The sequence below is a fragment of the Kitasatospora sp. NPDC059160 genome (assembly GCF_042755465.1).
Lineage (GTDB): Bacteria > Actinomycetota > Actinomycetes > Streptomycetales > Streptomycetaceae > Kitasatospora.
Genome location: NZ_JBHZCN010000052.1, coordinates 1 through 23569, shown reverse-complemented (window position 1 = coordinate 23569; position 23569 = coordinate 1). Strand labels below are relative to the sequence as shown.

The window sequence follows — 23569 nt, the reverse complement described above, 5'->3', positions numbered from 1 at the left end:
GTGGCGGGGTGGGGCCACCCCCCCCCCCCACCTACACCCCCCCCCCCCCCCGGCCGGGGGGGGGGGGGGCCGGGGGTGGGGCCCGGGGCCCCCCGGCCCCCTGGCTGTCCCGACCTAGATCGGAACGACGGATCAGTGGCCGCCCTGCTCCGCGAGACGCTTGACCGAAGCGGTGACCTCGGCCTCGGCCTCGACACGGCCGACCCAGTTGGCGCCCTCGACCGACTTGCCCGGCTCCAGGTCCTTGTAGACCTCGAAGAAGTGCTGGATCTCCAGGCGGTCGAACTCCGACACGTGGTGGATGTCGCGCAGGTGCTCCCAGCGCGGGTCGGTCGCCGGGACGCACAGCAGCTTGTCGTCGCCGCCGGCCTCGTCGGTCATGTGGAACATGCCGATGGCACGGCACTTGATGAGGCAGCCGGGGAAGGTCGGCTCGTCCAGGATGACCAGGGCGTCCAGCGGGTCGCCGTCCTCGCCGAGCGTGCCCTCGACGTAGCCGTAGTCGGCCGGGTAACGGGTCGACGTGAAGAGCATCCGGTCGAGCCGCAGACGGCCGGTCTCGTGGTCGACCTCGTACTTGTTACGAGAGCCCTTCGGGATTTCGATAAGGACGTCGAATTCCAACGGTTCCTCCAAGGTAGGGACTGACAGAATCCAAGTGTCTCCTACGGGAGTGAGTGCTGGGGAAAGGGGCCGGTCGGTGGGAGCTGGGGCGGGGGCGGCGCGGCGCCGCGGGGGGACGGCCGCGGGGCTGTGCGGAGCGGCCCTTCTGGTCGCCGGGGCGGTGCTGGGCGGGGGCGGTGCGTACGCGCAGCCGTCCCCCTCGCCGGGCGGTGGCGATGGTGCCGGCGGTGTCAGCGGTACGCCGGTCGCGCGCCCGGTGCCCGCCGCGGGCGCCGTGCTGGCCGTCGCCGGGGACGGCCCGGAGGCCGCCGTCCCCACCGCGCAGGGCCTCCAGCAGGCGCTGGCCCCCGCACTCGCCGACAGGAGCCTGGGCACCGTGACCCTCGCCGTCGCGGACGCCGCCGGCGGGCAACTCCTGTACGGCTCCGACGAGAACACCCCGGTCACCCCGGCCTCCACCACCAAGCTGGCCACCTCGGTCGCGGCCCTGTCGCTGATCCCCGCCGACACCCGGCTCACCACCCGGGTGGTCCGCGGCGCGGACCCGGGCAGCATCACCCTGGTCGGCGGCGGGGACCCGACGCTCACCGCGCTGCCCGCCGACCAGGTGCAGGTCGGCGGCCGGCCCGTCGACGCCGACACCGCGCCCGCCTCGCTGGAGGAGCTCGCCCGACAGACCGCCACCGCCCTCAAGGCGGCCGGGACCACGACGGTCCGGCTGGGCTACGACCTGTCGCTGTACCCCGACAGCACCCAGCAGCGGAAGCCCGACAACGAGAACCTCGCCCTGGTCGTCCCGCTGATGGCGGACGAGGCCAAGGTCGACCCGAAGAGCAAGGACGAGGCCCCGCTCCGGGTCGCCGACCCGGCGGGCGCGGCCGCCACGGCCTTCGCCACGATGCTCGCCGCCCAGGGCGTCACCGTCGAGGGCAGGGCCAGGCCGGCCGCCTCCCCGGCCGCCGCGGACGCCCCCGTCCTCGGCAAGGTCGACTCGCCGACCGTCGCCCGGCTGGTCGAGCGCCTGCTCACCACCTCGGACAACCAGCTCGCCGAGGCGATCGCCCGTCAGGTCGCCCTCGCCGGGCACCAGCCGGCCGGCTACGAGGGCGCGGCGACCGCCGTCGTCAAGGAGCTCGGCAGGCTCGGCGTGCCGATGACCGGCGTGGTCCTCAACGACGGCAGCGGCCTGAACACGGACAACCGGATCCCGCCCGCCGTCCTGGTCCGGATCCTCGCGTTGGCCTCCTCCGACCAGCACCCCGCGCTGCGCCCGGTCCTCACCGGCCTCCCGGTGGCCGGTTTCACCGGCACCCTGGCCAAGCGCTACGGCTCGGGCTCCGGCGCCGCCGACGCGGCCGGCCTGATCCGCGCCAAGACCGGCAGCCTCAGCGGGGTCAACACCCTCGCGGGCACCGTGGTGGACGCCGACGGCCGCCTGCTGGCCTTCGCCGTGATGACCCGCACCACCGCGCCGGCGGACACCGCCCGCGCCGCCATGGACCGGATCGCCGCCCGCCTCGCCTCCTGCGGCTGCCACTGACCGACCCCGGTTCCGTTCCCCCCGTCCGCCGCCCGGCCGACCGCCCGGCGGAGGTCGGCCGGAGGGGCGGCCGGGGCGGCGCCCGCCGGGCCGTCGGGGGCCCGTGGAGGGCGGGTTCGAGCGGGCCCGGAGGCGGGCAGGGTGTTCGTGGCGGGTGGCTGCCGTTGATGGTGGGGAGCACGTACGGTGAGGGCATGACGAGCGCGAGCGGCGGGGCTGACATGGTCGACTGGAATCTCGCGGTCGCTACTGCGACCAGGTTGGTGCGGCCGGGGCCGGAGGTGAGCCGGGCCGAGGCGGCGGCGGTCGTCGCCGAGCTGCGCCGGCACGCGCTGGAGGCCGAGGAGCACGTGCGGGTGTTCACCGGGATGCGGTCGAGCAGTCTGGCCGCGGCCGCCGCGACGCCGGTGCTGGTGGTGGACCGTCCGGGCTGGGTCCGGGCGAACGTGGCGGGCTTCCGCACGGTGGTCCAGCCACTGGTGGAGAAGCTCCAGGCGCGGCGGGCCACCGGCGCGGCGGCGGGCGTCTTCGGGGCGGTGGGGGAGAAGGCCACCGGGATCGAGGTCGGCGCGCTGCTGGCGTTCCTGTCCACCAAGGTGCTGGGCCAGTACGAGACCTTCGCCCCGGCCGAGCCCTCGCTGGAGGCGCCGGACAGCCCGGCGGCGCTGTTCGACAAGCCGCGGCTGGGCCCGGAGGGCCCGGGGCCGGGCCGGCTGCTGCTGGTGGCGCCGAACATCGTGCACGTCGAGCGCGAGCTGGACGTCGACCCGTCCGACTTCCGGCTCTGGGTCTGCCTGCACGAGGAGACCCACCGCACCCAGTTCACCGCGGTGCCGTGGCTGCGCGACCACATCCAGTCCGAGGTGCAGTCCTTCCTGGCCGAGACGGACGTGGACCCGGGCGCCCTGCTGGAGCGGCTGCGCGACGCGGCGGGCTCGCTCGGCGCCGGCCTGCCGGGCACCGGCGCCCGGGAGGGCCGGGACAGCGCCTCCGGCGGGAACCTGCTGGAGATCGTCCAGTCGCCCGCGCAGCGCGAGATCCTCGGCCGGCTCACGGCCGTGATGTCGCTGCTGGAGGGTCACGCGGACGTGGTGATGGACGGCGTCGGCCCGGCCGTGGTGCCGACGGTGGCGGAGATCCGGGAGAAGTTCCAGCAGCGCCGTGACCGGGGGGCGAACCGGCTGGACCTGATGCTGCGCCGGCTGCTGGGCATGGACGCCAAGCTGCGGCAGTACCAGGACGGCGCGGTGTTCGTCCGGGCGGTGGTGGAGCAGGTCGGCATGGAGGGCTTCAACCGGGTGTGGACGTCCCCGAACACCCTGCCGACCAAGGACGAGATCCACGACCCGGCCGCCTGGGTCGCCCGGGTCGGCCGCTGAGGCCCTCGGGGAGGCCCTCGGGAGGCCCTCGGGAGGCCCCGATCGGGCATTCCCGGAGTACCGGGGGACCGCCGTCGGTCGGCGGCGGTCAAACCCGCTCGTACGAGTGGTCCAATCGGGCAGATGATGGGTGAAGATACGTTTCTCCATTCACCCGTACGTGGGACGGTGGTCGTACCGGTGGCGCGGGTGGCGTAGCGGCCCGCCACTTTCTGCCACCATCTGTGAGCGCCCGGTAACGCGGCGCTATCCAGGTGCGCGGTTCCGGCCGCCCGCCGCAGCCCTGTCCCCTCCGTCGAGGAGTCGTCCGCCGTGGGCCCTCACCCCGCCGTCGCCGCGATACGCCTGGCCGTTCGCCGTACGCTCACCGACCTCGCCGCCGAGGCCGGTACCACCTTCACCGCGCCCGTGCGCGAACCCCGCGGGCGCCCCGCCGGGGCGCCGCTGGTCGGTGCCGCCGTCGGCACCACCCTGATCGGCAACGCCGCCCGCCACCCCTCCGGGCTGCCGCGCACCCCGGCCGCCCCCGGCTCGCCGCTGGTCCTGGTCGCCGTCAGCGGCGGCGCGGACTCGATGGCGCTGGCCATCGCTACCGCCTTCGAGGCCCCCAAGATCGGTCTGCGGGTCGGCGCCGTCACCGTCGACCACGGCCTCCAGGACGGCTCCGCCGACCGCGCCGCCCAGGTCGCCGAGCGCCTGCGCTCGCTGGGCCTGGACCCGGTCGAGGCCGTCCCGGTGCGGGTCGGCCGGGCCGGCGGCCCCGAGGCCGCCGCCCGGGACGCCCGCTACGCCGCCCTGGACGAGGCCGCCGAGCGCCACGGCGCGATCGCGGTGCTGCTCGGCCACACCCGGGACGACCAGGCCGAGACCGTGCTGCTGGGCCTGGCCCGCGGCTCCGGCTCCCGCTCGCTGGCCGGGATGCCGGCCCAGAAGGGCCGCTACCGCCGCCCGCTGCTGGAGCTGGACCGGGCGGCCACCCTGCAGGCCTGCTCCGCCCAGGCGATCCCGGTCTGGGACGACCCGCACAACTGTGATCCCGCCTACACCCGCTCCCGGGTCCGCCACGAGGTGCTGCCGGTGCTGGAGAAGCACCTCGGCGGCGGCGTGGTCGAGGCGCTGGCCCGCACCGCCCGGCTGTTCCGGGACGACGCCGACGCCCTCGACCAGTGGGCCTCGCTGGCCGAGCGCGACCTCCGTACGGGCGAAGGCACCCTGGACGCCGTGAAACTGGCCGAACTGCCGCCCGCCGTCCGGCGCCGGGTGCTGCGGCGGGCGGCGCTGCGGGCGGGCTGTCCGGCCGGGGACCTCTTCGCCCGGCACCTGGAGACGGTGGACCTGCTGGTCACCGGATGGCGCGGCCAGGGGCCGCTGCACCTACCCGGGGGCGTCGAGGCCACCCGTAGGTGTGGCACGCTGGTCTTTCGGCGGCAGGGCGACTGAGGGCGAGGCACGTCCCGGGGGAGCCGGCCGCCGGCCACACAGACCCCGAACGTTTGAGGACGTATCCCCGGTGGACCAGAACGACATGGGCGCTGACCTCGCGAAGGTGCTCATCAGCAAGGACGAGATCGACGCCAAGCTCCAGGAGCTGGCCGAGCGAATCGACCGGGACTACGCAGGCAAGGACCTGCTGATCGTCGGCGTCCTCAAGGGGGCCGTCATGGTGATGGCCGATCTGGCCCGGACCCTGCACTCGCAGGTCACGATGGACTGGATGGCCGTCTCCTCGTACGGCATGGGGACCAAGTCCTCCGGTGTGGTGCGCATCCTGAAGGACCTGGACACCGACATCGCCGGTCGGGACGTCCTGATCGTCGAGGACATCATCGACTCCGGTCTGACGCTGTCCTGGCTGCTGGGCAACCTGGGCTCGCGCGGCCCGGCCTCGCTGGAGGTCTGCACCCTGCTGCGCAAGCCGGACGCGGCCAAGGTCGAGATCGACGTGAAGTACGTCGGCTTCGACATTCCCAACGAGTTCGTGGTCGGCTACGGCCTGGACTACGCGGAGAAGCTGCGTAACCTCCCCTTCATCGGGACCCTCGCCCCGCACGTCTACGGCGGTTGAGGGCTCCGTTCGGGCTATGGGCGGGAACAGAGGGTTGTTCCCGCCCGTTGGACCGGGGGACAAAGAAGCTGAGCCGTGTCGCCGTGCTCCCGCCATGGGTGGGTGCGACTGCGGTACGGTCCAATAAACCGCTCTTCACATGAGCATCGATTCGGATTGCGCCGCGGCCCAAAGCCTCCCGGCGCCGCTGAGTGGCAGGAGGGACGGGGCGGCAACGCTCCGCATGGATGGACGTCAAGCGATACTTCCGTGCGCCGATCATGTGGATCGTGCTGGCTGTCCTCGCCGTCATCGTACTGATGCAGGTCGTTTCGGACTCGAACGGCTACAAGACGGTGGACACCGGGCAGGTCGTCGCAGCGATCGATGCGCACAACGTCAAGTCGGCGCAGATCACCACCGGTGACTCGAACACGATCAAGATCCAGTTGAAGGACGGCGCCACGCTGTCCAACGCCGGTACGGGCAAGGTCCCGTCCGGCAACAAGTTCCAGGCCTCGTACATCGGTGACCAGGGTGTGGCGATCGCCGACAAGCTGCAGGCCCAGATCAACGACAAGGACCCGAACACCCTCGCCGAGGGCTACACGGTCAGTCCCGAGAAGCAGAGCACCTTCGTCAGCCTGCTGCTGTCGATGCTGCCGATCGTGATCATCGTCCTGGTCTTCCTGTTCCTGATGAACCAGATGCAGGGCGGCGGCTCGCGCGTCATGCAGTTCGGTAAGTCCAAGGCCAAGCTGCTCACCAAGGACACCCCGAAGACCACCTTCTCGGACGTCGCGGGTGCCGACGAGGCGGTCGAGGAGCTCCACGAGATCAAGGAGTTCCTCCAGGAGCCGGCCAAGTTCCAGGCCGTCGGCGCCAAGATCCCCAAGGGTGTGCTGCTCTACGGCCCGCCCGGGACCGGCAAGACCCTGCTGGCGCGTGCCGTCGCGGGCGAGGCCGGGGTGCCGTTCTACTCGATCTCCGGCTCCGACTTCGTCGAGATGTTCGTGGGTGTCGGCGCCAGCCGCGTCCGCGACCTCTTCGAGCAGGCCAAGGCGAACGCTCCGGCGATCATCTTCGTCGACGAGATCGACGCCGTCGGCCGGCACCGCGGTGCGGGTCTCGGCGGCGGCCACGACGAGCGCGAGCAGACCCTCAACCAGCTGCTGGTCGAGATGGACGGCTTCGACGTCAAGGGCGGCGTGATCCTGATCGCGGCGACCAACCGCCCCGACATCCTGGACCCGGCGCTGCTGCGCCCGGGCCGCTTCGACCGGCAGATCGCGGTCGAGCGTCCCGACCTCCAGGGCCGTCTGGACATCCTCAAGGTGCACCAGAAGGGCAAGCCGATCGCGCCCGACGTCGACATGTCGGCCGTCGCCAAGCGCACCCCCGGCTTCACCGGCGCCGACCTCTCGAACGTGCTCAACGAGGCCGCGCTGCTGACCGCCCGCTCGGACAAGAAGCTGATCGACAACGGCATCCTGGACGAGGCGATCGACCGCGTCGTGGCCGGTCCGCAGAAGCGCACGCGGATCATGTCCGACAAGGAGAAGAAGATCACCGCGTACCACGAGGGCGGTCACGCCCTGGTCGCGGCGGCCTGCCAGTACAGCGACCCGGTGCACAAGATCACGATCCTGTCCCGCGGTCGGGCCCTCGGCTACACCATGGTGCTGCCGGAGGAGGACAAGTACTCCACCACCCGCAACGAGATGCTCGACCAGCTGGCCTACATGCTGGGCGGGCGCGCGGCGGAGGAGCTGGTCTTCCACGACCCGACCACCGGTGCCTCGAACGACATCGAGAAGGCCACCGCCACGGCGCGGGCCATGGTCACCCAGTACGGCATGACCGAGCGCCTGGGCGCGATCAAGTTCGGCAACGACGCTTCGGAGCCCTTCCTCGGCCGTGAGATGGGCCACCAGCGCGACTACTCGGAAGAGGTCGCCGGGCTGGTCGACGAAGAGGTCAAGAAGCTCATCGAGAGCGCGCACAACGAGGCCTGGGAGATCCTGGTCGAGAACCGCGACGTGCTCGACAACCTGGTTCTGGAGCTCCTGGAGAAGGAGACCCTGAACAAGGAGCAGATCGCCGAGATCTTCGCCCCGATCGTCAAGCGCCCGGCCCGGCCGGCCTGGACGGGCTCTGCCCGTCGCACGCCGTCCACCCGGCCGCCGGTGCAGTCGCCGAAGGAGCTGGCGCTCACCAACGGCGCCGCGGCCTCCGACACCGCTCCGGTCGACATCGTGAAGCTCCCGCCGCTGCCGGCGGCCGAGCCGCCGACCGAGGGCTGAGCCGCACTCCGGTAGGAATGGATGCCGCGTCACCAGGGTTTGTACCCTTGAGGCGCGGCATCCGTGCTGTTCAGCCAGAGTCTTCCCACGAGTAAGCGAGGCCCGCATGATCGACCCGGTGACGCTCGACGGTCCGCCCGCCGTCGGTGCCTTCGACCAGAAGCGGGCCGAGAACGCCATCCGTGAGCTGTTGCTCGCGGTCGGGGAGGATCCCGACCGCGAGGGCCTGCTGGAGACGCCGGCCCGGGTCGCGCGGGCCTACAAGGAGATATTCGCGGGCCTGTGGCAGGAGCCCGAGGACGTCCTGACCACCACCTTCGACCTCGGCCACGACGAGATGGTGCTGGTCAAGGACATCGAGCTGACCTCGGTCTGCGAGCACCACCTGGTGCCGTTCCGCGGCGTCGCGCACGTCGGGTACATCCCGTCCCCCAGCGGCAAGATCACCGGGCTGTCCAAGCTGGCCCGGCTGGTCGACGTCTACGCCCGCCGGCCGCAGGTGCAGGAGCGGCTGACCAGCCAGGTGGCCGACGCGCTGATGCGGATCCTGGAGCCGCGCGGGGCGATCGTCGTGGTCGAGTGCGAGCACATGTGCATGTCGATGCGCGGCATCCGCAAGCCCGGCGCCAAGACCATCACCTCCTGCGTGCGCGGCCAGCTGCGCGACCCGGCCACCCGGGCCGAGGCGATGAGCCTCATCATCGGCAGGTAGCGGCAGGCAGTAGGGGCATCGGTCGCCAGGCGGCGACCGGTCCCGGCTCAGGGCACCTCGGGCTCCGCGTGCGGCGGGGCCGGGGTGCCCAGTGCGTTGCGGCGCTCCGGCATCCGCAGCGTGACCATCCGGCGCCAGCCGAAGGCCCGGTCGTACAGGTAGAGGGCGTGCACCCCGAGGGTGACCACGGCCAGCTGCCAGCGGGGCCAGCGCAGGATCCGCGCCATCCGGGCGGTGACGGCGAGGCCGACGTCCCGGTGGGTGCGGATCTCGCCGCGGGCGCAGGTCTCCAGGGTGTGCCGGACGTACGGTCCGTGGCCGTCGGCGACCAGCCGCAGCAGCTCCTCGTGGCAGTAGGCGAGGTGGTTGTCCTCGTCGGCGGAGATCATCCGCATCGCCCGGCCGAGGTCGGGGTTGTCCCCGTACACCTTGACCAGCTGGCGCATCTGCTCGGCGGCGCGCTGCTCGGTGACCCGGCTGTGCGCGAGGTAGGTGATGATCTCGCGGTCGGTCAGCGGGGCGTCGCCGAGCAGCCGCTCGTGGGACAGGCCGACGCCCTGGCGCTCCAGCAGCATGCAGTAGTCGGCCTCGTCCGGGACGGGCACCTTGGGCAGTCCGCGCTTGTTCAGCAGCTGGGTGAAGATCCGGCCGTGCTTGCGCTCGTCCGCGCCGTGCCGGGCGACCTTCGGGGCGAGCACCGGGTCCGGGGTGAGGGCGGTGATCCGCTCGTTCTCCCAGCCGCCCTGGTCCTCGCCGCCGGCCGCGATGCTGCAGAACAGCTGGTAGGCCTGGTCGTTCCGGTAGATCTCGTTGAAGAGCGATCTGGTGCTCAGCACGGCGCCTCCTGCGCGGATCCGGGGCGGCGCCCGCCGGTGGTCGGGCGGGCGGCCGCGATACGTCCCCCCGAACCGCCGGCCGGCCGGGCCGACCGGCGGGTAATCACCCGCACGCCTCAGCCGAGGTGGGAGCCCAGCCACTCCAGCGAGGCCGGCAGCTCCCGCGTCCAGCTGTCGAAGTTGTGGCCGCCGTCGTCCAGGTACAGCGACTCCACCTTGAACTGCGGATTGGCCGCCGCGACCTGGGTGGCCTGGTCGACGAACTGGACGGTCTGCGGGTAGTCCGACTCCTTGCGGGTGGAGACCACCAGCAGGTTGAGCGGCGGGGCCGGGAGGTTCTGCAGCCGCCAGCCGAGGTCGTGCTGCTGGGTCAGGGCCTTGTCGCCGTTGAAGAGGTCGCCGCCGGTGTACTGGTCCTGGCGCACCGCGAAGTCGCCGTGCAGGCCCGCGGCGCTGCCGTAGACGTTCGGGAAGCGCATCGACAGCCGCATCGCGCAGCTGCCGCCGGTGGAGTAGCCGAACAGGCCCCAGGAGGCGGCCGAGCGGCCGAGCCGGTACGCGCTCTGCAGGGCCTCGGGCACGTCCTTGACGAACCAGGTCTCGCTGCGCGGCCCGCCGGGGACGTCCACGCACTCGGTGTCCCGGGCCGGGACCACCGACGGGCGGGCCAGCACCAGGACGGTCGGCGGCATCTTGCCGGAGCGCTGCAGCTCCACCGCGGTCTGCACCAGCGGCAGCTCCTTGAGCAGGTTCAGGGTGGTGCCCGGGAAGCCGGCCAGGGCCACCACGGCGGGGAAGCGGACCAGGGCGAACTTCGGGTCGAAGTACTCGGGCGGCAGGTAGACGAACATCTGGTCGGAGAAACCGGTCTCCTTGCCGTTGACCCGGACCGACTCGATCTTCCCGACCTCCTCCGGCGGGCCCTTGGGGAGGTTGGGGGCGCTCTCCATGCCGCCCTCGTTGGTCGGCCGGACCAGCTGGTCGGAGACCGGGGTGCCGCCCTTGTGGTTCTCGTTGCCGGCCAGCGCGAGCTTGGCGCCGCCGGGGCTGAGCAGGTCGTCCCAGGAGGTGTAGAAGCCGAAGGAGTTGTTCACCGACAGCGCCAGCACCGCGAGGATCGAAACCTGAACGACGGTCAGCAGCCCGATCCTGCCGAGCACCGGGAGCGGGCGCTGCCGGGCCAGCCGGGGCCAGATCCACAAAGTGGTGAGCAGGGCCGCGGCCCCGAGTGCGAGCAGCGCGTTCACCAGCACGTTGCTGGTCAGTTCCATGCCGTCGGCCTTCCGGTGGGACACTGTCGATGCAGGCTTCATCGTCTGGCGGGCCGTCAGGCCGGGCCACCGCAGCTAGGCTGTCCGGACGTCCCGGCTGGGTCGGGAGGGTGGGGGGAGGTCCGGGGCAACCGGCGCCCTAGAATGCGGCGTCCACCGTACGTACGACGTACCGGAGGGCCCTGCCCCGCCACGCGGCGGCGGACCCACGGCTCCCACCCCCGGCTCAACCCGCAGCGCGCCCACGGCACCGGATTACCGTCCGTTTCCGGATCCTTGGTATGCGCATTGCCCGATGAAGGAATACGCATGAAGGTCCATCACACGTGCTCCCCCGGAGTGAACGGACACCGCCCCGCAGCCTCTACGCTGAGCTTCCATGAGCGTTCCCGTGTCCGTTGAGCCGAGCCCCGAGCAGCCGCCGCGCCGTCGGCGCGGCCTGCAGACGCTGCGCAACCAGGCGGCCGCCGTCCCGAGGGCCTGGCTCCCCGGTGCCGTCGGCTACGCCTGTCTGCTGATCGGGCTGGTGGACATCGCCAGCGCGGTGTTCCCCAAGCTCCGGCACACCAAGATGCACACCTTCGCCGGGCAGCTGCCGGGCGGCACCACCAGCCTGGCCGCGGTCGGCACGCTGATGGTCGGCATCCTGCTGGTGCCGCTGGCGCACGCGCTGCGCCGGCGCAAGCGGCGGGCCTGGCGGGCGGTCTGCGTGCTGCTGCCGCTCAGCGCCTCGCTGCACATCGTGCGCTGGCACCAGATCGGCCCGGCGGTCGTCTCGCTGGTGGTCCTCGCCGTGATGCTGGTGCACCAGCGCGAGTTCTACGCCAAGGCCGACCCGCGCACCCGCTGGGGCGCGGTGGTCAACCTGGTCGTCATGGGCGTCCTCAGCGTGCTGCTCGGCCTGCTGATCGTGAGCACCCGCACCAAGTACGAGGTCGGGCACCCGGCCCTGCTGGAGCGGCTGCAGCACGTCGGGTACGGGCTGTTCGGCTTCGAGGGCCCGGTCCGCTACAACAACGCGCGGATGTCCGACCTGGTCGCCTACCTGCTCGGCGGCCTCGGCCTGCTGACCGCCTTCACCACCGCCTACCTGGCGCTGCGCCCGGGCAAGCCCAAGCCGGAGCTCACCGCCGAGGACGAGGAGAAGGTCCGCGAGCTGCTCAAGCGGCACGGCGAGCGCGACTCGCTCGGCTACTTCGCGCTGCGCCGCGACAAGAGCGTGCTGTTCTCGCCCACCGGCAAGGCCGCGATCTCCTACCGGGTGGTCTCCGGCGTGATGCTCGCCTCCGGGGACCCGGTCGGCGACGTGGAGGCCTGGCCGGGCGCGATCAAGGTGTTCATGGCCGAGGCCCGCGAGCACGCCTGGGTGCCGGCCGTGATGGGCTGCAGCGAGGTCGGCGGCGAGGTCTGGACCCGCGAGGCGGGCCTGGACGCGCTGGAGCTGGGCGACGAGGCGATCGTCGACACCGCGACCTTCTCGCTCGCCGGCCGGGCCATGCGCAACGTCCGCCAGATGGTCAAGCGGATCGAGCGCAACGGCTACTCCTGCAAGGTGCGCCGGGTCTCCGACCTCACCGTCGAGGAGAAGTACCGGATCGCCGACGCCGCCGCCCGCTGGCGCGGCACCGACACCGAGCGCGGCTTCTCGATGGCCCTGGGGCGCTTCGGCGACCCGCTGGACGACGACTGCGTGGTGGTCACCGCCCACAAGGCCCCCGAGGAGGGCGAGAGCGGCGACGACCTCAAGGCCGTGCTGCACTTCGTGCCCTGGGGGCCGGACGGCATCTCGCTGGAGCTGATGCGCCGCGACCGCGCCGCCGACCCGGGCCTGAACGAGCTGCTGATCGTCGCCGCCCTCCAGGAGGTGGGCGCCCTGGGCATCCGCCGGGTGTCGCTCAACTTCGCGATGTTCCGCTCCGCGCTCGCCCGCGGCGAGCGGATCGGCGCGGGCCCGGTGCTGCGCGCCTGGCGCGGACTGCTGGTGTTCCTGTCGCGCTGGTTCCAGATCGAGTCGCTGTACAAGTTCAACGCCAAGTTCCAGCCCGAGTGGGAGCCGCGCTTCCTGGTCTTCCCGAGCACCCGGGACCTGCCGCGGATCGGCTTCGCCGCGATGCAGGCGGAGGCCTTCATCACCCTCGGGATGCCGCGCTTCGGCCGCAAGCGCCAGCGCGAGGGCCTGATGCCCGTCCCGTCGACCCGCGAGGTCGGCGAGGCGGCCTGAGGCCGGCCCGCACCCTTCGGGGCCCCCGCCGGGAACCACCGGCGGGGGCCCCGTTCGATAATGGGGGCATGAGCAATGGGCCCACCAGCGATATGCCGTCCTTCTCGTTGCCGGCCGGACTGCCGCGGCTCGACCGCTGCGCCGTGATGGGCGTGGTCAACGTCACGCCCGACTCCTTCTCGGACGGCGGGCTCTGGTTCGACGCCGCCAAGGCGATCGCGCACGGGCTGGCCCTGCGGGCCCGCGGCGCGGACCTGGTGGACGTCGGCGGCGAGTCCACCCGGCCGGGCACCCAGCGGGTGCCCGAGGACGAGGAGCTGCGCCGGGTGCTGCCGGTGGTGCGCGAGCTGGCCGCCGCCGGGGTGGTGGTGTCGGTCGACACCATGCGGGCCTCGGTCGCCGAGCGGGCCGTGGAGGCCGGTGCCGCGATCGTCAACGACGTCTCCGGCGGGCTCGCCGACCCGGCGATGGCCCGGGTGGTCGCCGAGACCGGCGCGCCCTTCGTGGTCATGCACTGGCGCGGGCAGTCCGCCGACATGGAGCGGCTGGCCGTCTACCGGGACGTCGTGCGGGACGTGGTCGGGGAACTGACCGGGCGGATGGACGCGCTGCTGGCTGCCGGGGTCAAGGAGGACCAGCTGGTCCTCGACCCGGGGCTGGGCTTCGCCAAGACCGCCGAGCACAACTGGGCGCTGCTCGGCCGGCTGGACGCGCTGACCGCGCTCGGCCGTCCCGTCCTCGTCGCGGCTTCGCGCAAGCGGTTCCTGGGTACGCTGCTCGCCGACCCGGAAACCGGGGAACTGCGCCCGGCCCGCGAGCGGGACGACGCGACCGCCGCGGTGTCGGTGCTGTCGGCCCGGGCCGGCGCCTGGGCGGTCCGGGTGCACGACGTGTCCGGTACGGCGGACGCCGTCCGCGTGGTCGCGGCCTGGCAGCGCGCGGCGCGGCTGGGGTGAGGGAGGGTCTGTGACAGGTGACGGCAGGGTGAGCGGCGGGACGGCCGGGAAGGCCCGGGAGGTGGACCTGGAGGCGGTGCTCGCGGCGAACCGGGCGTTCTACGAGGCGCTGGAGCGGGGGGACGTCGAGGCGGTCGAGGAGGCCTGGCTGGGGCCCGAGCACGCCGACGACAAGGGCGGCGTGGTCTGCGTCCACCCCGGCTGGCCGGTGCTGCGCGGGCGGGCGCAGGTGACCCGCTCGTACATGCTGATCATGATGAACACGGAGTACATCCAGTTCTTCCTGACCGATGTCGAGGCCGAGGTGCACGGGGATGTGGCCCTTGTCACGTGCACCGAGAACATCCTCTCCGGGGGCGAGGCCGAGGAGGAGGGGGAACTCGGGCCGCTGGTCGGCGGAAAGGTCGTGTCGAGCAATCTGTTCCGTCGCACCCCGGCCGGGTGGAAGCTCTGGTCGCACCACGGTTCACCCGTTCTGACCAGCGGTGACGAGGACGACGAGGACTGATTCCGGGGGTCGCGGGAATTCGGTGCCGGGCGGTCGCCGGGGAATTTCCGGGTGGTCACCGAACGTTCACGTCAATCGCCATTTCGGTGCGCGTGGCGACGGTTCGTGCCGGGTAGGACGGTCAGGCGTTGTCCGCGCTCGCGGGTAGATTCGAAACGGAGTGGCGGGCGTGATGCCCGTCTTCGCCCTGCCCGTCCATGCCTTCCCCCAGGGCGGGGCCCGTCCGACTGGGAGCAGTGATTCGTTTGCTGGACCGCGTCACCCTGCGGGGGCTGCGAGCCCGGGGCCACCACGGCGTCTTCGAGCGCGAGCGCGTCGAGGGCCAGACCTTCGTGGTCGATCTCGTGCTGTACCTGGACACCCGCCCCGCCGCGTCCGGAGACGACCTCACCCGCACGGCGCACTACGGCATCGTGGCCGAGGAGGTCACCGCGATCATCGCCGGCGAGCCGGTCGACCTGATCGAGACCCTGGCGCAGCGGATCGCCGACCAGTGCCTCAAGCACGACGCGGTCGAGGAGGTCGAGGTCACCGTGCACAAGCCGGACGCCCCGATCACCGTGCCGTTCGACGACGTGACCGTGACCATCCACCGGGGCCGCGCATGACCCCCACCGCGCGCCTGGTTTCCGATGCAGAGGGATTTCTTCGATGAACAGCAGTGACCCGATCGCCGAGCCGAACGCGTTCGACCTGGAGAGCCGGGTGGACTCCGCCGACACCACGCTGCACAGCCAGCGGTGTGCGGTGATCGCGCTCGGCAGCAACCTGGGCAACCGGCTGGACACCCTCCAGGGTGCCGTCGACGCGCTCGCGGACACCCCCGGGCTGAGGATCAAGGCCGTTTCGGCGATCTACGAGACCGAGGCCGTCGGCGGCCCGGAGGAACAGCCCAACTACTACAACGCGGTCGTGGTGCTGCGCACCTCGCTGCCCCCGCGGGACCTGCTGGAGCGTGGCAACGCGATCGAGGACGCCTTCGGACGGGTCCGGGAGGTCCGCTGGGGCCCGCGCACCCTGGACGTCGACATCCTGGCCTACGAGGGCGTGGTCAGCGAGGACCCGCAGCTGCTGCTGCCGCACCCGCGCTCGCACGAGCGTGCCTTCGTGCTCGCCCCCTGGCTGGACGCCCAGCCCGAGGCCGAGGTGCCGGGGCACGGGCTGGTCGGCGCGCTGCTGGAGGCGCTCGGCGGCCCGGACGCGCAGGGCGTGAAGCGCCGCGACGACATCCGGCTGACGCTGCCGGAGTAGCACCGCGCAGGACCCGGCCCCCGCGGCCGGGTCGGCCGGGGCCGCCGGATCGGCCGGGAACTCGGCGACCGGGCCCGGCCGTACGAGTAGATGTCCGCCCGTCCCGTCCCGGTACGGTGGCCTGACGCCGCCGCACCGGGCCACCGGGCGGGCGGTCGGCTCTGGCAACCCCGGGAAGGACCACCTCCGAGTGAAGCTGCTTCGCCTCCGTCTGCTGATCGGCATCACCGCCGCGACGACGGCGCTGTCCTGGGCCGGGTCCAAGCTGTGGGCGTCCCTGGACACGCTGCCGGCCGTACCGGCGGCGGCCCCGGTGGTGCTGGCGGCGGTGGCGGTGGTCCTGCTGGCGACCGCGCTCTCGCTGCGGGCCCGGTTGAAGGCGGTGCGCGAGCGGCAGCCCGGCGCGAAGGGGGTCGACCCGCTGCTGGCGGCCCGGGCGGTGGTGCTCGGCCAGGCCAGCGCGCTGGTCTCCGCGGTGGTCACCGGCATCTACGCCGGGGCCGGGATCTACCTGCTCGGCGAACTGGACGTGTCGGCGCGCAAGGACCAGGCGGTGACCGCCGGGCTCGCCGTGCTGGCGGGCGCCGCGGTGATCGCGGCGGCGCTCTGGCTGCAGCACGTGTGCAAGCTGCCGGAGGACCACGACGACCCGGGCGGTCCGGCGGCCTCGCACCGCTGACGGATCGGCCGGATCCGGTCGGACGGCGCTGAGCAGGCCCTTTTTCGTGATCTTGAGTGAAAAGCCGGGCACATGCGGTAAAAAATGCCCACTGTCAAGGGTGGAAGGGGACCCTGGGCTGACACGGCCCCAATTCGCACGCTAGTTTCTTGGCATGTCTCGCGGACGCCACCGTCATTCCTCCGTCCTCGGCCGGGTCTTTCCCCCCACCGCCGCCGGCGTGCTGCTGGTCGCCGCACTGGCCGCTCTGGTCTTCAGTCAGGACACCGTCCTGGTGCGCTCGGTGGGTGTCGCCGCACTGATCGCCACCCTCGGCTTCGCGGTGCTGCTGCGTCAGCGCGACAAGGCGGCCCGGGCGGCCGCCGAGATGTCCGCGGCGCAGCGGCTGCGGGCCGAGGAGCGCTTCGAGGAGCAGCTCGCCGAGGCCGAGTACGCGGCCGAGGTCGCCGAGGAGCGGGCCACCCGCTTCGGCCGGCGGCTGACGGCGGAGAAGTCGCGGCTGGCCAAGGCCGAGACCGAGATCGCCCGGCTGCTCCGGGAGCGGGCCGTGGCGGTCGCCGAGCAGGCGCTCAAGGAGGCCGAGGCGGCCCAGCGGGCGCTCGCCGCGAGCCGCCCCAAGTACCCGGCCAGTCCGGCCGCGTTCGTGCGCGCCGCGTCCGTGCTGCGGCTGCTGGAGCGGCGCGCCGCCGAGCAGGAGGCCGAGCGGGAGCGCACGGCGGGCGCGGAGGTCGCGCTGCGGGCGCGGACGGCTCCGGCCGCTCCGGCCGCTTCGTCGGTCCAGGCCGCGCCGTCCGCTCGGGCCGCTCAGGCCCGTCCGGCCGTGGAGGCCGCTCCGGTTCCGGGTGCGGTGTCCGTGCCCGCCCCGGTGGCGCCCTCGGTGCCGACCCCGGCGCAGGCGCCGGCCGGGCGGACCCCGGTGCGGCCCACGCCGCTGCGCCCGGCGCTGACCGCGACGGTCGGTCAGCTGGGCGGGGCGCCCGGCGCCCCGGCCGTCGGGTCGGCGCCCGCGCCGGCGGAGCGGCAGCGACCGCGTCCGGTCCAGTCCGGGCAGGTGCGCGGGCAGGGGTTCAGCTTCTTCGGCCGCGGCCAGGGCGCGGCGGTCCGGGCGGCCGTTCCGGCGCCGGCGGTGGGCAGCGTCGCCGAGCTGGGGGAGCGGGCGGACCTGGCGGACGTGGTGGGCGACGAGGCGGTCGCCGCGAAGGCGAAGGCCGAGGCGCAGGAGGCCCGGGAGGCTGTTCCGGAGGTGTCGGTCGAGCACCCGGAGCACCTGGAGCAGCCGGTGCGCGCCGGGGGCGCCGAGCCGGGCGGGGTGACCGTGGTGGACCTGACGCCCGAGGACGAGACCGAACTGATCGAGCTCCCGGAGCTGCGCGCCTCGCGCTGAGCGGCCCGCCACCGAAGGACACCGACGCCGAAGGACACCGACGCCGAGGGGCGGGAAGTCGACCGACTTCCCGCCCCTCGGCGTTGCCGCCCCTGCTGCGTCAGATCTGGACGCCGAAGTCCTGGGCGATGCCGGCCAGGCCGGAGGCGTAGCCCTGGCCGACCGCGCGGAACTTCCACTCGCCGCCGTTGCGGTAGAGCTCACCGAAGATCATCGCGGTCTCGGTGGCGGCGTCCTCGGAGAGGTCGTACCGGGCGATCTCGGCGCCGCCGGCCGCGTTCACCACGCGGATGTAGGCGTTCCGGACCTGGCCGAAGTTCTGGCCGCGGGCGGTGCCGTCGTAGATGGTGACCGGGAAGGTGATCTTGACGGCCTCGGCGGGCAGGCCGGCCAGGTTGACGTTGATCGACTCGTCGTCGCCCGCGCCCTCGCCGGTCCGGTTGTCGCCGGTGTGCACGACGGTGTTGTCCGGCGTGCTGGTGTTGTTGAAGAACACGAAGTGCGCGTTGGACAGCACCTTGCCGTCCGCGTTCAGGACGATCGCGCTGGCGTCGAGGTCGAATTCGGCGCCGGTGGTGGTGCGGGTGTCCCAGCCCAGGCCGATGCTGACCGCGGACAGGCCGGGGGCCTCCTTGGTCAGCGAGACGTTGCCACCCTTGGAGAGGCTCACTGGCATGGCGATTGCAGTCCCTTCGTTCGCTTTTCCCGGGACAACGCGGTACTCGGTCGCCTTGGTTCCGGGGAACCCGTGAATTCTTCGTGGGCGTCAAAGCCGGGCAAAGGACGGGCAAAGCCTTGGCAGGGTCGGTCGGGTCCGGATGTCACACCCGGGGGAAGCGGCCCTGCAGCGTCCAGATGTTCGGGTTGTCGGCCAGGTCGGGGTGCATGTCGAACAGGTCGGCGAGGGTGTCCTGGAGGAAGTCCCGGGCCTCACGCCGCAGCTCGCTGTGCCGGACCACGGCCGGGGGCTCGTCGCGCAGCCAGGTCGCGGTGACCTCGACCCAGTTGAACCGGCGGGCGAAGCGCAGCAGCTCGGTGTTCTGGGTGAAGTCGAGGTCGGCGGTCTGCACCCGGGCGGCCCGGGAGCCGTCCGGGTCGCGGTCGAGCTGCTCGACGATGTCGCACAGCGCCCAGGCGAAGTCCAGCACCGGGACCCAGGCCCAGCGGGTGGAGAGTTCGGCGCCCTCGGCGTCCAGGTAGACGTCGCCGCAGAACAGGTCGTACCGCAGGGCGCGCACGGGGGCGGTGCGGTAGTCGGTCTGCGGGGGGTCGGGGAAGCGGTTGGAGAGGGAGTAGCCGAGCTCGATCACGTAGGCCATTGTCGGGGAGTGGGCGGGTAACCGATAACCGGGTGACCTCGGCGGGGGTCGCGCGGGATGATGGGCGCATGTCCGAGCCCATCCGCGTACGGGGGTCGGTGGTCGTCCCCGACGCCGAGCTCGTCTGGCGCTTCTCGCGTTCCTCCGGCCCCGGTGGCCAGCACGTCAACACCTCCGACTCCAAGGCGGAGCTGCGGTTCGACCTGGCCGCCTCGAAGGCGCTGCCCGAGGTGTGGCGCACGCGCGCCCTGGAGCGGCTGGCGCACCGCCTGGTGGACGGCCGGGTGCTGGTGATCCAGGCCTCGGAGTTCCGCTCGCAGTGGCGCAACCGGGAGGCGGCCGCGGTGCGGCTGGGGGTGGTGCTGAGCGAGGCGTGCGCGCCGCCGCCGAAGGCCCGCCGGGCGACCAGGCCGAGCCGGGGGATGGTGGAGCGGCGGCTGGAGAACAAGCGGCACCGTTCCGACCTCAAGCAGGGCCGGCGGTCGCCGCGCGGCGAGTAGGGCGGACCGCCGGGTGGTGCCGCCTGCCAGGTGGTGCCGCCTGCCGAACCGTTTCAGCCCAGCGTGCGGTAGCCGCCGCGGAAGTAGAGCAGCGGGCGGCCGCCGGGGGTGGGGACCACGGCTTCCAGCACGCGGCCGATCAGCAGGGTGTGGTCGCCCGCGGGTATCCGCTGTTCGGTGCGGCACTCGACGGTGGCCAGCGCGCCCTCGATCAGCGGGGCCCCGGTGCGGGCGCCGCGGTGGTGCGGAGTGTCCGCGAACAGCAGCCGGTCGCTGAGCCGGCCCTTCATGGCGAAGCGGGAGCCGAGCGCCCTCTGCCCCTCGGTGAGCACCGAGACCGCCCAGGTGTCGTTCCGGGAGAGCACCTCGTCCATCCGGGAGTCCTCGCGGACCGAGACCAGCACCAGCGGCGGGTCCAGGGACACCGAGAGGAAGGACGTGGCGGTCATGCCGACGTCCTCGCCGTCCTCCTCGTCGTGGACGGTCACCAGGCTCACGCCGGCGGCGAGCTGGGAGAGGGCTGCCCGGAACTCGTCGGGCGTGGCGTGGGGGGCAGCTTCGGGCTGCGGGGACGGATACACGTACCGCACGGTAGTCGTCGCTCCCGGGTGACGGCATCGGGCCGTGGTCGTAGGACCACGGCCGGGGGGTGGTGCCCGCCGCGGGCCGCGGTCACTCCCAGGGGTGAAGCGCGGGTACCGGCGGGTGCAGTCCGCTTGAGTCCGCGGCCCCCGTGGTCGACCACCAGGAATGTTCCGATGGCGGTTTATGTCCCGCTATGGGGCGGATGAACTGATTAAGGGCGCATTAGTCTTGTGTGATTTAAGTCACAAGTGGTGGCCTATTGCTGACCGAGCGTGCCGAACGCTGTGCTCCCTGTGATTCAGTTCTTCTGGCAATCGGACGATAACCAATCAAGAACTATCCGAAGCAGCCGGGGAGCCCCCGCATGGAAGCCGAGTCGGAGCCGTACGTCCGTCTCGCGACCCTCCGCACCTTGCACCGGGTCGTGGCGGACCTCAACGCTGCCCGCAGCCTGGCGGGCACGCTGCAGGCCGTCGTCGAGGGCGCGGTGCACGGACTCGGCTTCGACGCCGCCGCGGTCAGCCTGGTCCGGCCGGACGGCGACCTGGTGGTGGCAGCAGTCTGGGAGCTGGAGGAGAGCCCGATGGGCGGGCCCTCGGTGCTGCTCGGCCAGGTCGGCTCGCGGGAGTCCTGGGACCGGCTGCTCGGGGTCAGCGACCACTGGGGCACCCTGCGCTTCCTGCCGTACGACCGCGGCTGGGCCGTCGCCAGCGACATCCCGCGCTGGATCGGCGACGGACCGCTGCCCGTCTACGCCAACGACTGGCACCCCGCCGACGGACTGCTCGCCCCGATGTACAGCGCGGGCGGGGACCTGCTCGGCGTGCTCTCGGTGGACCGCCCGCGCAGCGGCAAGCGGCCCGGGGCGTGGACCCGCGAGGCCCTGGAGATGTTCTCGCTGCAGGCCTCCATCGCGATCGGCAACGCCCGGCTGCGGGCCGAGATGCAGCGCGCGCTGGCCCGGCTGGAGAAGGAGCAGCAGGCCCTGCGGGCCAGCGAGGAGAGCTTCCGGCAGGCCTTCGAGTACGCGCCCAGCGGGATGGCCATCACCGAACTCCACGGCGCCGGGCGCGGCCAGCTGACCAGGGTCAACGACGCGCTCTGTCGACTGCTCGGCCGCCCCCGCGCGGTGCTGCGCCAGCAGAGCTTCGCCGACCTCGTGCACCCCGAGGACCGGGCCCTGTTGGAACGCACCAGCGCCGAGAGCGGCCGGGCGGAGCTGAGGCTGTCCCGGCGGGACGGCGGCTACCAGTGGGTCTGCCTGCGCAACTCGATCGTGGCGGACGCGGCCGAGGGCCCGAGCTTCCTGCTCACCCATGTCGAGGACATCGAGGACCGCAAGCGCCACGAGCTCCAGCTCGCCCACCGGGCCAGCCACGACGCGCTCACCGGCCTGCCCAACGGCGCCGAGCTCAAGGCCCGGCTGGCCCGCCGGCTCTGCGCCGAGCCGCAGCCGGTCGGCGCCGCCGCCCCCGCGCTGACCGCCGAGGTCGGCTACCCGCAGCCGTACGCCTACCCGGCCGACACCTACAGCGCGCACGCGGCGTACGAGGGCCTGGAGGGCGTGGACCCTTACCCGGGGCCGGTGCACGGCTACGGCGCGCTGGAGGGCGGGCCGGCGCCCGGGCTCGGCGCGGGGTACGGGGAGCACGTGCACGCCGTGGTGCCGGCCGAGTACGGGCCGAGCGGCGAGGCCTGGTCGGTGCCGTTCCGCTCCGGCCCGGCGGCCCCGGCCGACAAGGGGCTCGCGGTACTCTTCTGCGACCTGGACGGCTTCAAGTCGATCAACGACCGGTTCGGCCACAACGCGGGCGACTCGGTGCTGGTCGAGGTCGCCCGGCGGCTGAGCGGGGCGGTCCGGGACGGCGACACGGTGGCCCGGCTGGGCGGCGACGAGTTCGTGGTGCTGGCCGACGGCATCGGCCGCGAGGAGGCCAAGGACCTGGCCCACCGGCTGCGCAACGCGATCATCCCGCCGATGCGGATCGACGGCCGGGCGATGCGGGTCGGGGTGAGCCTCGGAGTGGGCTGGGCCGGCTGCGGGATGAGCATCGAAGAGGTGCTGCACACCGCGGACGAGCGGATGTACGACGAGAAGCGGGCCCGGGGCGGGGCCGTGCGGGGCGCGCGCGGCGAGCGCTCGCACCGGCGCGCGGGCTGACGACGGGGCTCGCGGCGCCTGCTCAGCGGCCGGCGGGAGGGGGTGGGCGCCGGGCGCCCGGGAACGCGCAGGTTACCCACGGGTTGTCAAGGGTTCTTTTCCTGCTGTCAGGTACGGCAGGTAGGGTGCCCGGTACGACAGCGTCCATGATCTGCGCCGCCCGCGCGCGGCGCACACCGGATGGGGGAACAGACCACCGTGACGACCGCCGGCGACAACGGATTGCCCGAGGGCCAGGGGGGCGGTGCCCCACAGGACGACGACCCGTTCGGCTACCTCTACCGGCCGGCCGACGGCTCCACCGGGCAGCCGGCCGAGCCGCAGCAGGGGGTTCCCCGGACGTCGTACAGCCGCCCGATGGAGGTCGGCCGGGCGCAGTACGGTGCGCCGCGCGCCCAGCAGCCGCCGTACGGCCAGCCCGGTCCCGCGCAGCCGCCCTACGGCCAGCAGGGGATGCCCCCGCAGGGCCAGTACGGCCAGCCCGGTGTGCCGCCGCAGGCCGAGTACGGCGCGCCCGCCCAGCAGACCCGCTACGCCGAGCACTCCCGGCCGCAGCCGGGGGACGAGCGGCCGAGCAGCGGCCGGAGCAAGGGCGCCGTGATCGGTGCGGTCGCCGTGGTCGCGGCGATAGCGATCGGTGCCGGGATCGCGCTCTCCACCGGTGACCCGGACGCGGACAAGACCGCCAAGGGCGGCACCACCAGCGCCGCCCCGCCGGCGCCCAGCGGTGCCGCGACGCCGAGCGGGACCGGCTCGGCCTCGCCCTCGGCGAGCGCCACGGTCCCGGCCGGCCCGGCGACCGTGGACGCCGGCCAGTTGCAGGGGCAGAACGCGCCGTCCGGCAACAGCGTCAAGGGCGCCAAGTCCGCCGACGGCAGCTACCTGACGCTCCAGCAGGGCGGCACCGTCACCTGGAACGGCCAGATCGCCGCGGCCGGCACGTACAAGCTCACCGTGCACTACAACAACGCCGGCGGGGACGTGAAGGGCGCGGCCGCGGTCAACGGCAAGGACTGGCCGAACGGGCTGACGTACCGGAACTACTCGCCCGGCAAGGACCCGGCGTCGTCCTGGTACACCACCTGGATACTGCCGCAGTTCCAGGCCGGGGCGAACTCGGTCAGCTTCACGGTGCCCTCCGGGCCGATCCTGATCGACCAGATCACCGTCGAACCGAGCAGCTGAGGCCCGGTCGAGAACGCGGACGGCCGCCCTCCCCCGCCGGGGGCGGGCGGCCGTCGCCGGTGCTCCGGCCGACCAGACGGGGGGGTATCGGGCGCCGCCCCCCGCCCCCCG

Annotated in this window: 22 protein-coding genes; 16 read left to right on the top strand and 6 right to left on the bottom strand. The window is 73.0% G+C overall.

Features of this window, described 5'->3' with window-relative positions:
• Positions 1–132: 132 nt before the first annotated feature.
• Positions 133–624, bottom strand: a complete 492-nt coding sequence (locus ACFXOZ_RS22635; protein ID WP_350517236.1) for an inorganic diphosphatase — start codon at positions 622–624, stop codon at positions 133–135.
• A 256-nt stretch (positions 625–880) separates the two neighbouring features.
• Between ACFXOZ_RS22635 and dacB the strand changes: the two genes are divergently transcribed.
• The 6 genes from dacB (at position 881) to folE (ending at position 8602) form a co-directional block, all read left to right on the top strand.
• Positions 881–2164 (top strand): D-alanyl-D-alanine carboxypeptidase/D-alanyl-D-alanine-endopeptidase, encoded by a 1284-nt coding sequence (gene dacB, locus ACFXOZ_RS22630; protein WP_380592312.1) that lies wholly within the window; start codon positions 881–883, stop codon positions 2162–2164.
• A 194-nt stretch (positions 2165–2358) separates the two neighbouring features.
• A complete protein-coding gene (locus ACFXOZ_RS22625) occupies positions 2359–3543 on the top strand; it encodes a zinc-dependent metalloprotease (RefSeq protein WP_375888750.1) in 1185 nt (394 codons plus the stop codon).
• Positions 3544–3855: 312 nt separating this feature from the next.
• Positions 3856–4983, top strand: a complete 1128-nt coding sequence (gene tilS / locus ACFXOZ_RS22620; protein ID WP_375888749.1) for a tRNA lysidine(34) synthetase TilS — start codon at positions 3856–3858, stop codon at positions 4981–4983.
• Between the two features lie 70 nt (positions 4984–5053).
• Entirely contained in the window at positions 5054–5608 is a 555-nt protein-coding gene (hpt, locus tag ACFXOZ_RS22615) for a hypoxanthine phosphoribosyltransferase (RefSeq protein WP_363441651.1), read from the top strand.
• 227 nt (positions 5609–5835) lie between these two features.
• Complete coding sequence (ftsH, locus tag ACFXOZ_RS22610; RefSeq protein WP_375888747.1) at positions 5836–7890, top strand: ATP-dependent zinc metalloprotease FtsH; 2055 nt, start codon at positions 5836–5838, stop codon at positions 7888–7890.
• Positions 7891–7996: 106 nt separating this feature from the next.
• The gene (gene folE, locus ACFXOZ_RS22605) at positions 7997–8602 is read left to right on the top strand and encodes a GTP cyclohydrolase I FolE (RefSeq protein ID WP_350509225.1); all 606 of its coding nucleotides are present in this window, start codon (positions 7997–7999) and stop codon (positions 8600–8602) included.
• A 47-nt stretch (positions 8603–8649) separates the two neighbouring features.
• On the opposite strand, the gene ACFXOZ_RS22600 is transcribed toward folE, so the two are convergent.
• A complete protein-coding gene (locus tag ACFXOZ_RS22600; RefSeq protein ID WP_380525367.1) occupies positions 8650–9438 on the bottom strand; it encodes a ferritin-like domain-containing protein in 789 nt (262 codons plus the stop codon).
• Between the two features lie 116 nt (positions 9439–9554).
• Positions 9555–10709 carry an alpha/beta hydrolase gene (locus ACFXOZ_RS22595; RefSeq protein WP_375888743.1) on the bottom strand — a complete coding sequence of 385 codons (1155 nt, stop codon included), beginning with the start codon at positions 10707–10709 and terminating at the stop codon, positions 9555–9557.
• A 379-nt stretch (positions 10710–11088) separates the two neighbouring features.
• Here ACFXOZ_RS22595 and ACFXOZ_RS22590 point away from each other — a divergent pair, with 379 nt between their 5' ends.
• The 7 genes from ACFXOZ_RS22590 to ACFXOZ_RS22560 all read left to right on the top strand — a co-directional run bounded on the left by ACFXOZ_RS22590 (position 11089) and on the right by ACFXOZ_RS22560 (position 17708).
• Positions 11089–12930, top strand: coding sequence for a phosphatidylglycerol lysyltransferase domain-containing protein (locus ACFXOZ_RS22590; RefSeq protein WP_380525366.1), 1842 nt, complete (start codon positions 11089–11091; stop codon positions 12928–12930).
• Positions 12931–12998: 68 nt separating this feature from the next.
• The gene (gene folP, locus ACFXOZ_RS22585) at positions 12999–13886 is read left to right on the top strand and encodes a dihydropteroate synthase (RefSeq protein WP_375888738.1); all 888 of its coding nucleotides are present in this window, start codon (positions 12999–13001) and stop codon (positions 13884–13886) included.
• A gap of 28 nt (positions 13887–13914) precedes the next feature.
• On the top strand, positions 13915–14394 hold the full coding sequence (locus ACFXOZ_RS22580) for a nuclear transport factor 2 family protein (protein WP_188309659.1): 480 nt from the start codon (positions 13915–13917) through the stop codon (positions 14392–14394).
• Between the two features lie 248 nt (positions 14395–14642).
• Positions 14643–15002, top strand: a complete 360-nt coding sequence (gene folB / locus ACFXOZ_RS22575) for a dihydroneopterin aldolase (RefSeq protein WP_030288941.1) — start codon at positions 14643–14645, stop codon at positions 15000–15002.
• Positions 15003–15045: 43 nt separating this feature from the next.
• On the top strand, positions 15046–15645 hold the full coding sequence (folK, locus tag ACFXOZ_RS22570; protein WP_375888736.1) for a 2-amino-4-hydroxy-6-hydroxymethyldihydropteridine diphosphokinase: 600 nt from the start codon (positions 15046–15048) through the stop codon (positions 15643–15645).
• A gap of 190 nt (positions 15646–15835) precedes the next feature.
• Positions 15836–16324 (top strand): DUF3180 domain-containing protein, encoded by a 489-nt coding sequence (locus ACFXOZ_RS22565; protein WP_375888734.1) that lies wholly within the window; start codon positions 15836–15838, stop codon positions 16322–16324.
• Between the two features lie 154 nt (positions 16325–16478).
• Positions 16479–17708 carry a hypothetical protein gene (locus ACFXOZ_RS22560; RefSeq protein ID WP_380592310.1) on the top strand — a complete coding sequence of 410 codons (1230 nt, stop codon included), beginning with the start codon at positions 16479–16481 and terminating at the stop codon, positions 17706–17708.
• Between the two features lie 100 nt (positions 17709–17808).
• Here ACFXOZ_RS22560 and ACFXOZ_RS22555 read toward each other — a convergent pair whose 3' ends face one another.
• Both ACFXOZ_RS22555 and ACFXOZ_RS22550 read right to left on the bottom strand, forming a co-directional pair.
• Positions 17809–18384 (bottom strand): TerD family protein, encoded by a 576-nt coding sequence (locus tag ACFXOZ_RS22555; protein WP_375888729.1) that lies wholly within the window; start codon positions 18382–18384, stop codon positions 17809–17811.
• Positions 18385–18529: 145 nt separating this feature from the next.
• Complete coding sequence (locus ACFXOZ_RS22550) at positions 18530–19027, bottom strand: hypothetical protein (RefSeq protein ID WP_375888726.1); 498 nt, start codon at positions 19025–19027, stop codon at positions 18530–18532.
• Between the two features lie 68 nt (positions 19028–19095).
• On the opposite strand from ACFXOZ_RS22550, the gene arfB reads away from it, so the two are divergent.
• Complete coding sequence (gene arfB, locus ACFXOZ_RS22545) at positions 19096–19527, top strand: alternative ribosome rescue aminoacyl-tRNA hydrolase ArfB (RefSeq protein ID WP_380525363.1); 432 nt, start codon at positions 19096–19098, stop codon at positions 19525–19527.
• 53 nt (positions 19528–19580) lie between these two features.
• Here the strand turns inward: arfB and ACFXOZ_RS22540 are convergent, their stop codons facing one another.
• Positions 19581–20108, bottom strand: coding sequence for a flavin reductase family protein (locus ACFXOZ_RS22540; RefSeq protein WP_380592308.1), 528 nt, complete (start codon positions 20106–20108; stop codon positions 19581–19583).
• Positions 20109–20476: 368 nt separating this feature from the next.
• On the opposite strand from ACFXOZ_RS22540, the gene ACFXOZ_RS22535 reads away from it, so the two are divergent.
• Entirely contained in the window at positions 20477–22273 is a 1797-nt protein-coding gene (locus ACFXOZ_RS22535; RefSeq protein WP_375888720.1) for a diguanylate cyclase domain-containing protein, read from the top strand.
• A gap of 198 nt (positions 22274–22471) precedes the next feature.
• On the top strand, positions 22472–23458 hold the full coding sequence (locus ACFXOZ_RS22530; RefSeq protein ID WP_380592306.1) for a carbohydrate-binding protein: 987 nt from the start codon (positions 22472–22474) through the stop codon (positions 23456–23458).
• The last annotated feature ends 111 nt before the right edge of the window (positions 23459–23569 follow it).